Below are 12,624 nucleotides of genomic sequence, written 5' to 3'. Positions count from 1 at the left end.
ATTACCTGCGCGCTTTCCGTGCAAACCTACCCGGTTATTTCTAATTCAAGTTGCGAATTAGAAATTTGCGCGAAGGCTCAGTGCGAACATACGGTCGGTCACAAAACTCAAAGCCTTGGTTCTATCACCTTCCTGATTCAATTGGTACTCAGTTTCAGTCTCGGACTTCAGAAGGTTGGTACCTTCAACACCAACTTTCAAATTTTCGTTGATGGTGTAGTACAAACTTGCATCCATCATACCTCCAGACTTAACGAAAACCGGTGAGAAATCTTCTGATTCACGCGTAGTCGTCAGGTACTCTGAACGCCAAGTGTATGCCAAACGGAGCGAGATATCCTCATATTCGTACATACCAACAATGTTCATGTTCTGATCAGAGTAACCTTGCAATGGCAAACCGCTGAATACACGGAATGTATTGCGCTCATCAATCACTTGTTCCCCGGCTGCGTTAAATCTGGTGCTTGGTGCTACTGCGCCGTTAGGATCTTGCAAACCATTTTGATCGATGTAGGTATAGTTAAACTGCAGACCTAAGCCACTCCAGGCGCCTGGCAACATATCGTAGAATTGGGAGTAAGAGAATTCCACACCACGAATCGTACCCGAGCCAGTGTTAGCTGGGCCGTAAGCAGAAACGACATCCTCGGCACCACCGTTTTGGATAGCCAAATCAAATTGTCTGTTGCGAATAATGTTGTCCAATTCTTTTTGGAACAAACCAACACTCAACGAACCAGCTTGAGCAAAATACCATTCGGTAGTCAAATCCAGATTGATTGACTCTTCAGGCTCCAGGTATGGGTTGCTGGCTGATGCATCGAGAGCAACGCTATCAATACCGATAACCGGGTTGGTGGTTTCATCTGCTGGCAAAGATTCATCCTGCAGCTTCGAATCAACAGTCAAACCAATAATTGCGCGGTTGCGGGTTTGCAGCAAATCAGGATAGAACAACCCTTGGGAAGCGCCAAAACGAACTACTACGTCATCAGCAACACCGAACGTTAGGTTAAGACTCGGCAGCACTGTATTGTAATCAGTACCATCAACCGTGCTCGCTTGCGAGCTACCATTGGCCAACGCATAAATGCTTGGGTACTGCGCTTGCAAGAATGCAGCGGTTTGTGCGCTACCACGGCTTGATTCTGATGGCATCACCATGTAGCCGCTTGATTCCAGTTTGTAGTTTACATAACGCAGACCGACGTTACCTTTAACAGGCACAGCAAGATCTGCAAACTCAAAGTCTCCACGAACATAAAACTCGGTGCGCTTTTCATTTGTTTCACTTACGTCATAATCGGCGAAGTGGCTATTGCGCCCCTCCATATCCTCGTAAGGAATAGCACAACCACCACTAGCATCAGCGGCGTTACCATTGGCGTCACCCACAGTAGACCAACCAGCAGCACAACCTTCACGTAAAGATTTGGCATAGTTTTTCACCAGATCAAGACCTGGGAACAGGAAGCTCTGTACACCGCCCTTCAAAACCTTACCTTCGTAGTAATCAGAGAAATCAACTCGGTCATACAACTCTGGACGGTTTGCAGCAGCTGAGGCAACACGCTGCTCATTCACCCAAGCGGTAGAAATCGGAGACCAACCTGCATATTCGGTATCACGCACAGTGAGCGTTTTATCGGTGACATAAACACCACTTTTAACAGCGGTAAATACACCATCCAACGCATATTCAACATCAATTTTGAAGCTGTCGCCTTTGGCGTTATTGAGCTCTTCTTGTTGCATACCAGAGCCGATAAATACTTCTGGCTGCAGCGCCGATGGCTCACCAATCCAACCGGTAAAGTCAGTGTCACTCAAGAACTCAATAGTGGGCTTATCGCCACGCAAGTCCAGGTAGTAAGGCAACAGGGTTCCCAGAACACCCTTACCGCCGCGAGTCTGGCCTGACATGTTGTAGTTATGCACCACTTTTTCTGAATCAATGTGTTGATAATCCAGCTTAACGGTTAAAGCATCATTAGGAGTCAGCTTTAAATTAAACGATGTATCTTCCACGGTATTTTCGTTGTAATTCCAACGCGTGATGTAGAAGAGTGGCACCTCGATACTATTACTGATACCAACACCTGATGTTAAAAATCCATTTTCGTCAAAAGTGCGCTCATAGCCATCTGCGGAACGATCTATCCAATCGTGAGAATCAGCCATAAAACCTTTAAAGCCTTGGGCTGCATGACCTACGCGACGCTCCTGCCATTCCAAAGATGCTTTGGAGTTAATGTGCTCCAAAGTTGCGGTGATAGTCTCATCAGTATTAGCCCATTGCAGCGAGGTAGTGAAACCAGTACGTTCACGATCATTTTGAGCAGTGCTCATGTGAATTTGAGCCGGGGTGTAATAAGTCACACCATCAGGCTGACCTGTCAGTGGACCACCCTCAAATGGCGGAACATAATTAGCTGCTTCTTCTTCAGTGATCTCATTTGCGGTTACACCACAACCAGCGCCCCAAGTTTGAGCATTTGGTACACATGGGCCATCGTACATTGGTCGACCTTCAGAGTCTTGGAAGACAAGGCCTGGTGTTGGAGTTCCCCATACGTCATATGAGTATGGAACTGGCCCACGCGAGTGGAAGTTACCCAAACCAACGCCATCACCACGTGTGTGGAATTCTGATTGGGAACCAGCAATCAAGAAGCCAAATTTACCCGCACTGGTTTCCCAGTTGTCGGCAAAAAGCGCAGAGAAAGAAGGAGTAACATCTTCACGGAAATCACCGTAATTTGCCTTTGCACTGAAAGACAATATACGCTCATCCGAATCGAACGGCTTACGGGTAACCAGGTTAACAGTACCCGCGATACCACCAGAAATCAGGTCAGCAGTTTGGTTTTTAACAACCTCTACTGCACCTAACAATTCTGCCGGGAAATCTTCATAGCTCAGGCCACCCCATGGGTTAGCACTGAATGCATCACGACCGTTAACTTCTGAACGCACACGGTCCAGACCACGAACCAATACACCAGTACCTTCATCAGCATAGTGCTTGGGGTCATCGGATGATGCAAAACGCTCAATGGTTACACCAGGAACACGTTGCAATGCTTCAGTAACAGATTTATCCGGCAGCGCACCAATATCTGCTGCAGTGATAACGTCTTTTACGGTATCTGCGTTACGTTTAATTTCTTGTGCGCTGTTGATACTGGTACGCATACCGGTAACAACAACTTCTTCAAGATTCTCGGATTGCGGAGCGGTTTGTGCAAACGTCGGCACGCTCAGCGCCATAATTGATACTGCAAGCAAGGATTTTTTAAATCCTTTGCCTGACATTTCTGTCATGTTGTTTTTACTTTTAAACATATCCAACCCCTTAGTTGTTTTCTCTCGTATTAAACCCATTGAAACGATAGCGGTATATTGCTGCACGCATCTCAATGAAGACTCCATCTGCTTTGCGCTCGCAAAAAACGGCGACAAAGCACCACCACTCCTCTTTTTTTTAAGACGGAACAATGTCCGAATTTAACACCCACCATTTAGTGATTCTATACGCCACAAAAAATAGGACTCTCTTTTACCAAAAGTCGAACTTTGCGCGAAAAACCCTACTGCAAACAGGTGCTATTACAAGAGTTATTAACCACAGATCTTTTGGATCCACGTGCAGCAATAACCAATGTTCTTTACTTCATGCGTTATGGTTCACATGACTAATTAGCAATCGCCGCAATACGCGTCGATTGAAAAAAACTATATTTTTTCTGATTCAAATAATCAGCTTGCAATGGCATTGACTCAGCAGCGGAATGAATCATGTTTTTCATCTTGCCCAATTGCTGTTCAATCCAGCCAGAGTCCATATTGCGAATCAACGGATCATAATTTTGTGGCCAAAAACCATTGCCAAGTAATAACGATGTCCACACGCCAGGAGAAAATGTTTCTCCTTCATAAAATGCAATCAATCCGCGCAGCTTAAATAACTCCAGCTTATGCAATAAGCGATCTGACAATTTCGTTCTCGCTACTTGCTGCCAGTACACTGAACTCTGTGTGCTCGCTAGCTGGTTATGCAATACATGAAAATCTTCGATATGGTCATACTCAAGGTGAGTAAGCCGGTTATATTCAGCTGCATTAAACACAGAGCTCAGCTGCTGCGGAAATAAACTAATTAAGCGTAGTACAGCACTTTGGATCAGATGCAGTTTTCCTGCGCCTTGCACACCAATATTTCCCGCTGAATCGCCAATCGCAACACAATTTTTTGCCCAAAATAATTGCCGACGGCCAACACTGAGTTGCTGGATAGTCACATTGGCTGGATCTACACCCAGTTCAGCACAAGCTTGCGCAGCATTTACAAAATTACGGTGATAGAAATACTGCTGCTCGGTTTGGGTTTGAGTGGAAATTTGCTGCATCCATCCGGATGCAACCGTTTTCAAAATGCGATGAGATGGCACTGCTTGGGTATGTGCAACTGGACCGACATGACTCAGCACATGGGTGACCGGTAAACTTTTCTCTGCAGAATGCCACTCAATATTCAGTGCTTTTTCGATAAGCGCTGCCTGAACACCTGAACAATCAATAAAGAGATCACCACTAACCACACCATTAGTAATTGCGCTGGCCGCTTGTTCAAATTGCGTATAATCAGCCAGCGTTATAGATTCAATATTTCCGACAGCATCCAAACTAAATGAACTCACATCCGCACAGATATGCTCTACACCTGAGCAAACTGCAAAATCGCGCAGGTAATCGGTATAGGCGGTGACATTCAAGTTCAAGCCATAATTGAACGTTGAAAACAGCGAAGATTCTTGTTTAGAGGGATGGAGGAAACGGCCAGCTTTCGCTGCTGCTGACGCCAATGAGAAATCATCAAAATTCAGCGGGGCGCCACTGAGATAACGACTAATTGCATATTGTGGAAATTCGATCCGGTTAAGCATAAAACCGTGATCGTTAAAAGGTAGAAAGTAATTTTGTTGATTGTCTGACCAATCGTTAAATTGGGTGGCCAAGAGAAAACTACTGCCTGTTTTCGATAATAAATCCGTTTCAGATATACCGAGAAACTGATGAAAGGCGACGCAAGCAGGTGTCGTCGCTTCGCACTGCAAGTCCGATACGGCTTGCGGGGCACTATCAATTAATAAAATACTTTTCTGAATTCCTTGCAGCCCTTTTGCCAACGCAGCCGCAACCGTCCAGCCGGTCATTCCACCGCCGAGGATCACAATACGGTTAATCGCGTTGAGGTTCATTACGAAAATACTCCGTATAAACTCATAGCCGCAGGTGGCCAGGATTTTTCAGCGCGATCACCGTGACAATAACGCTTGATACTGTCCACATGATTTGGCATTGCGCGCACACCGGATACAATTGACTCACGAATAGAGCGCAAACGTTGTTGCAATTGTGTCGAGTCAAGTGCGTCAACTAATGGGTGATAGCTGTTGGGAATCACGCCCTGCCCCATGTATACAGCAACCCAACTCGGCTCTAAAAACATTCCGCGACGGTAACGCTCAACTTGACCTTGTTCGCGAAATAAATTTATTTTTGTCGCGAGGCTCACGGGGATTTCCATGGTACGGCAATAATTCCAGAACGCAGAATCATCGCGCTGGGTAGCATGGTAATGAAGGATTAAAAAATCGCGGATACGCTCGTACTCATTTGCTAGTTCGCGATTGAATTCATCGCAATTCGCAGCTTCCATACCAACATAGGGAAAAAATTCAACCAGCTTCATGATCGCGACTTGAATCAGATAAATACTGGTAGATTCCAAAGGTTCCAGAAAACCACTGGATAAACCAATTGAAACACAGTTTTTATTCCAGGATTTAACACGGCGACCAGCCTTAAAGCGCAAATAATTTAAATTTGCTAAAGGCTCGCCATCCAAACTACTTAATAGGTTATTGGCAACTTCGTCATCGCTGATATAGCTGCTCGAATAGACTTGCCCATTGCCAACACGGTTTTGTAAAGGAATGCGCCACTGCCAGCCTGCAGTACGCGCAATAGCTTTGGTGTAAGGCAAAGGAGCAGTTGTACTGGAGGAGGGTACGGCGATAGCACGATCGCAAGGCAACCAATGGCTCCAGTCTTCGAATTCAGTTTTTAACGTATCGCTAATCAATAAGCCACGGAAACCCGAGCAATCAATAAATAGATCGCCAGCAATTATTTCACCGGATACCAATTGCACTGATTCAATAAATTCATCATCCGCTCTTTGACAAACATTGGTAATTTTCCCTTCAATACGCTTTACTCCGCGAGCAGTGCTGTATTCGCGCAAAAATCCCGCGTAGAGTGTTGCATCAAGATGAAATGCATAGCCGTATTTAGAAAAGAGTGAACCAGAGTCGCTTGAAGGATAAGCAAATTTTTCTGCCGCCGCCGCAACTACCCCGACGGAATAATCTCCAATTGAACCGGCGTCGCCTTGCTGATGCAGGCGCAACCAATAATGGTGGAAACTGATATCGTTGTGCGGAAGTCCATACACGCCAAATGGGTGAATATAGGAATCGCCTAATTTCCCCCAATTGGAAAACTCAATGCCCAATTTGTAAGTGGCATTGGTTTTTTTCATAAACTCATTTTCATCGATGCCAAGCACATCATTGAAATAACGAATATGCGGTACAGTGGCTTCACCTACCCCCACTGTACCTATAGCATCCGACTCTACTAACGTAATTTGGTATTGCTGGGGATGCAAAAATTTTGCAAGCGCTGCCGCTGTCATCCAGCCGGCAGTGCCTCCTCCAACGATTACCACATTGCGTAAGCAGTCGTGTTTCATTTTAACGATTTCCTGTACGAACCAATGCAGAACATTGCAACGAGAGAACTAACAGGGAAAGCATAAAAATTTCCAACAAACCTATTGCACCCGAACCTCCGGATGATTTTTTATCAGTCGCCACAGAAGAAGCAGCTACAGAAGAAACCGCAGCTGCGACCGAACTTGCAGCCACAGATGAAACTGCAGTTGAGGTTGCTGAGGATGAAGTTGTGGGAGATGTAGCTTTGATTTCGGTATCGATAACACTTAACAAACTATTAGCACCGCTCGCATCTTGCGATAGCTCCCAAATCATAACGCCCGAGCCCTGCTCAAGCGCGAGTTTGGTTTTTGCTTTGATCGTTGGCAATCCGTTGTAGGTGATGTAATTGCAACCTGCGCAAGCGTTACCAATCAGATCGTTATTACCTGCCTCAGCACCAAACTCCGCCAGAATGCTGGCAAAAGTGTAATCAGATTTGTACGAACCAAAACCATAGCCGTAGAAAGGCACACCCAATACCAATTGCGCTTTAGTGAGCCCACGACTTTTCCAAATCGCTATATGGTCTTGCGCCATTGCATAAGTTGAATGCTGTACCCCCGCCTGGCCCCAGCTCGGGCCAATTGCGTCATACGACATAATGTTGACGAAATCAAAATACGGAATTGATGAGATTGGAATCATCCCGCCAACATAAGATGCAGTTGCGCAGGTCAATAACTTTTTTCGTGCGACCAATTGAGTGGAAAGCGCTTCGATAAATGGTGTGTAGTTACCAGCGTTATCAATACTGGTAAGTACGGCACCTTCGATATCAACATCGATACCATCAAGACCAAACTCTTCCATAAAGCCAATCAAATTATCGACCAGCATCTGCCGATTTGCAGGCCGCAATAATGTTTCCCAATTACCTGAACAAGTGGGAATTACACCACCGGCAACTGATGCCAATACTTTCACCCCGGCCGCTTGCGCTTTATTAATAACATAACGCACATCTGCTGCACTGACATTACCACCAGACATACCGGGCATGCAGGTCATCACACCGTTTTCAACTAATTTTCCCTGGGCGTTAGGGTTAGTGAAAGACAAATTAATATGGGTTAGCTTGCTTAAATCTGTTTTATCAATCGCAGCTTTCATATCGGTAAAACTGGCGATATAACCAATTACTTTTGTTTCGGCAACAGCTTGATTCGCCCACACATGGATTGAGCCAATAGCAAACGCGAAACCACCCAGCACCAATGCCAGACGCTGAGCGAATAATCTAGTTGTATGTTTACTGATGTTTATCACAGGTATCTCCACCGCTTAACTCATTACACCTATTTGTAATGAAGCTGAATTAGTACCAGCCCCATCAAAACCTACGCTACCAGTAACCTCAAACTAAAACCCGAACTACCAAAAGTATTACCTTAGCCGCACATACTTAATGCAAATGCTGTTGCCGATAATGGCTCGGCGTTACCCCAACGGTTTTCTTAAAAGCCTGATTGAAAACCGATTTACTATTAAATCCGCAGCTTTTCATAATCTCGCTAATTGGCTTTTGACGCAGATCAGAGTCCGCCAAACGCTTCTTTGCTTCTGCAACACGGTAAGTTCCAATCAGCTCAAAAAAATTCATATGCATCTGGTTATTGATCGTGCACGACAACAATTTGGGCGATACATTTAACTTAATTGCCAAGCGCTCAACCGTAATATGCGGTTCCAGATAAGGCTTGTTGTGCTCCATAAAATCAGTCAGTTTTTCTACCAATTGCTGCTGTGGTTCTTCCGGTGAAGGCTCTGGTGCAATGGTGTGCTCTACTTGGATATCGGAAAAACCATTGGAGTTTTTCAACAGGTACACCACCAACACACTCATATAAATCAGCAGTGAGAAGCTTTCAAATTCTCCCAAAAAACTGGGGTTTAACCATTGTAGGAAACGGGTATCCAGCAAGGTAAACATGGTCCAGCAATTGATCGCAAAAAATCCGACCACCAATAACTTCAACCACTGAGCATCAACCTTATTTAACAAACAATGATGCGCACGCAAATGATGCTGATACTGATGCAATTGGTAGACGCACAATGCGCTATAGCCAAAAAGTGCCAGCCTCTGTACCCAGATCAAGCCTTCAAAATAAGGATCACTAATCACATGGGCCCAGTCGTGCACGTACTGAATTTTTTGCTCTGGAGCCAAACGGTGAAAAATCTGATAGATATAAAATGGATAACAGGCCGCGGGCAATAAATGCAGTGCATCAATACGACGCAAAGAAAAATCGCGAAAAATGGATGCGCGGGTAAACCAAAACAACAATGGTCCCTGTAAAAAAAAGACAAAACCGAATATGAAGAAAAAATTAGCTGATACCAATGACAAGGTATCGCGCACATTAATATTCCAATACACCAAGGTGTCGAAAGTGCGTAGTGCACCCAGGAAAAAGAAAAGCGCTAAAAACTGCCAATAAATTTGTTTGATACGCCCGGATTGTTGGGAAAAAAACAACAGGCAAGCAAGTACCAATGCTAGAAAGCCGCTGAACAACAGCGGAATATCATTGATATTAAACAGGGCTACTTCAACCATATCAGTCTACCGATAGCGCAGGTCATCATAGATAACGTATTTATATTTAACGTAGTGATAACCATTACTGATGCCGCAGACTCATGCCGTTATGATTACGGCGTTTTTGAGAGTCCAACCTTGCAACAGCTCCCGGGGTTATCTGGCACTACGCGCCTTGAATTATTCTTCGTCACCTGAACCAAAAGATCGAGCTCTTGGCACTACCAACTTACATCCAGCAGGACAACGTTGTCAATCGTATTTACAATTTTCCCGACCAGCGCGAAGCATTGATCAGGGTTGTGTAAACGAACTCATGATTTTTTCCAACGAAGAGGCTGCTGCAACAACCAATTCCTGATCCATATTTTGTGCCTGCCGGATCAAATCCATTACCTTTATGCGCTCACTTTGGGTGATTGTTGATGTCTTCACACGCTTATCAAGCAGCTCCAAACTTGTGCGAGTAACTAATTCCGTTTTGTTGGCCAAGGAAACCAGCTCCGGATGCAACTCCAACACGGGTTGCAGCGCGGCTCGATTACTTGTCCAACGTTCAAACTCGGCACGAAGCGCATAATAATCCACATTCATTTGCGGATTTTTTAACCACGCATCCAGGCGCTGGTTAAACTGTCGCAGTTGTTCATTCTCTGCGGGTAATGCATCCACCAATCGATTAAGCGGATCGGCTTTGGAATAGGTTTCGTAAGTCGACTTCTCATGCTGACGATGGTAGTAATGTGCAGGCTCAAGTAAATCGGCAAATATTTTCATTGGTGCTAATTCGTTTTTACCAGCTAACTTTTGCAGTGCTACAAGTTGCTGATGACGATGCAATAAACCAACTGATTTTTCCGCCCACAATTCAATAAAATTTGCCCGCACATACATACTCTTTTCATCTTGCAAAGACCGCGCCGACCAGAGCCTTTCTGCGACAATAAATGCACGCGGCCACAAACGCAGGTCAATACTTTGCTCGTCAGCTATCTCAACCCAAAGTGCAGCTTCACCACCAAGAATTAATGACTCTTGTTGTGCACTCAAATGGGCCACAGGCTCGGTTTTTGGTAACTGTTTTTGTGCATCTACTTGTAAGGATTTTTGTGAAGAGTTTTTTGCTGTTTTTTCAGCTTTTGGTAAAGAAAAGTTATTAATTATTTTTTCGCCGCTAATCACATAGGGCGTATTACCAACTACTGCATCACCAGAGATAGTATTTGCAGAAAATTTCACGCGAAACTCAACTGGCCCCATCCAGGTGTCCACTGAAAAACGCGCGTTTTCTTGCGAGTAATTCTTGAGCAACACTTCGCGGCGTGATTTGCCGGTGAAATCAACAAATGCTTGCCTGATATTTTTATCGTCGACGATAAAAGTAAAAGTTCCCGTTACCGGTTTACCGCGTTTGCGCGGCATTTCAAATCGCCAGCTATTAATTGTTTCATTATTCGCAAGTTCCACAACGACCACCGGCTTGGGCGGAATTGGATCATTACGATAGTGATAAGACCCATATTGCGGCTGATCTAAATAATAGCCAGTTGACAATATTGATTGAAAACCATGACTGACCGCATCACTTACACCATCAGGGCCGCGCCATGAATGAATAACGATATCCTTAGGTAAATCTTTGTGTTGGATCTCATCCCAGCCGATCATTTTGCGCTTATGCTTTTGCAAAATTTTCTGCAAGCGCTGATTAAAATAGGCTTGCAATGCACGATGATCTTTTAAACCTTGCTCCTTCATGAAAGATTGAATCGCAGGGTTGGTATTCCAGTGCTCGGGATCAACTTCATCACCGCCAATATGCAAATACTCAAACGGAAATAATTCGACCACTTCAGCAATAATTGCATCGGCAAATTCATAGACTTTTTCATTGGCCGGATTCAATGTCGGTTTGTGCACGCCCCAGCGATATTCCATAGCGTATGGACCAGGTGCAGACATCAATTCAGGATAAGCCACCGCTATAGCACTGGCGTGACCGGGCATATCAATTTCCGGCAATACTTGAATTCCACGCGCTTGTGCATAAGCAACTACGTCGCGGATTTGTTTACGGGTGTAATACTCACCATCAGATGCCAACTTGTGCAGCTTTGGATAGCTTTTTGTTTCCAACCGCCAACCTTGGTCATCCGTTATATGCCAGTGGAAAATATTGTATTTGGCCGCAGCCATTGCATCTATCTGGCGCTTGATAGTTGCAACCGAAAAGAAATGCCGTGATGTATCCAATAACAATCCACGCCATTTAAAGCGCGGATGATCATTAATGGTGACTAACGGCAATTGAATTTTTGAGTCGGTACCAACCAGCTGCAATAAAGTTTCCAATCCACGCTGCGCGCCCATTAATTGCTTGGCACTCAGGTCTATTTTTGTTGCGGTGATATTGAGCTGGTAAGACTCATTCCAATCATCAATATGATTAGATATTGGTTTTGCATCTTCAATGCGGATAATTAATTGGGCTTTAGCGATTGACGACTCTTTCAAGCGGAGAGTTGTACCAACCTGCGTTTTAATTCGTGCACTAAAATCCTTCAGCGTACTTTTGACTGCAGCAGATTTTTTGCCTTCTACTGCATAATGCAAAGTGCCGCCTAATACTAATTGTCCCTGCTGATGCTCTACCGATTGCGGATAAGGCATCAATGACAATTGTTCAGTTTGTGCATTTGCCCAAACTGAACAGAACAAGCAGGTGATTAACAATAAGTATTTATTCATAACCGTTTTCTAATTATTTAAGGTTTTTTGTAAGCCACACAATCTACTTCTACTTTGCAATCCACTACCATGCTGGATACAACACATGCACGCGCCGGAGGATTAGCACCAAAATATTCCATAAATACGCGATTGAATGACATGAAGTCACGCGGATCATCGAGCCATACACCACAGCGCACAACATGCTCGGGGCCATAACCGGCCTCGGCTAGAATAGCGAGTACGTTTTTAATGGTTTGGTGCGATTGCGCAACAATTCCACCATCGATAATTTCGCCGTTAACCATTGGAACTTGACCGGATACAAACAACCAACCGTCAGCGCCTGCTGCGCGCGCAAATGGCAAATGCTGCCCACCAGTACCTTTTCCACCTTCAACACCAATACGCTTTATTTCTGACATTTTTTAAACCTATTTGATATGCACCATGGATGAACTCCGTCACTTGTTCGGAGACACGCCGTGAATACATCCCTGT

The 12,624-nt window shown here is 44.7% G+C and carries 7 protein-coding genes; all 7 read right to left on the bottom strand.

Annotation, left to right across the window (positions count from 1 at the left end; genetic code table 11):
- Positions 1-57 precede the first annotated feature (57 nt).
- Positions 58-3,348 (bottom strand): TonB-dependent receptor, encoded by a 3,291-nt coding sequence (locus AAGC78_RS01275; RefSeq protein ID WP_435782213.1) that lies wholly within the window; start codon positions 3,346-3,348, stop codon positions 58-60.
- 350 nt (positions 3,349-3,698) lie between these two features.
- Positions 3,699-5,264, bottom strand: a complete 1,566-nt coding sequence (locus tag AAGC78_RS01270; protein ID WP_435782212.1) for a tryptophan 7-halogenase — start codon at positions 5,262-5,264, stop codon at positions 3,699-3,701.
- The gene (locus tag AAGC78_RS01265) at positions 5,264-6,823 is read right to left on the bottom strand and encodes a tryptophan halogenase family protein (protein WP_435782211.1); all 1,560 of its coding nucleotides are present in this window, start codon (positions 6,821-6,823) and stop codon (positions 5,264-5,266) included. Before AAGC78_RS01265 ends, AAGC78_RS01270 begins: the two co-directional genes overlap by 1 nt.
- Position 6,824: 1 nt before the next feature.
- Positions 6,825-8,114 carry a glycosyl hydrolase family 18 protein gene (locus AAGC78_RS01260; protein ID WP_435782210.1) on the bottom strand — a complete coding sequence of 430 codons (1,290 nt, stop codon included), beginning with the start codon at positions 8,112-8,114 and terminating at the stop codon, positions 6,825-6,827.
- Positions 8,115-8,250: 136 nt separating this feature from the next.
- Positions 8,251-9,411 (bottom strand): helix-turn-helix domain-containing protein, encoded by a 1,161-nt coding sequence (locus AAGC78_RS01255; protein ID WP_435782209.1) that lies wholly within the window; start codon positions 9,409-9,411, stop codon positions 8,251-8,253.
- 276 nt (positions 9,412-9,687) lie between these two features.
- Positions 9,688-12,141: a beta-N-acetylhexosaminidase gene (locus AAGC78_RS01250; protein WP_435782208.1), complete on the bottom strand. Its 2,454-nt coding sequence runs from the start codon at positions 12,139-12,141 to the stop codon at positions 9,688-9,690.
- Between the two features lie 17 nt (positions 12,142-12,158).
- Entirely contained in the window at positions 12,159-12,548 is a 390-nt protein-coding gene (locus AAGC78_RS01245; RefSeq protein WP_435782207.1) for a RidA family protein, read from the bottom strand.
- Positions 12,549-12,624: the final 76 nt, after the last annotated feature.

This window comes from Cellvibrio sp. (genome assembly GCF_039207905.1).
Classification (GTDB): Bacteria; Pseudomonadota; Gammaproteobacteria; order Pseudomonadales; family Cellvibrionaceae; genus Cellvibrio.
This window is presented reverse-complemented; position numbering and strand designations above follow the sequence as displayed.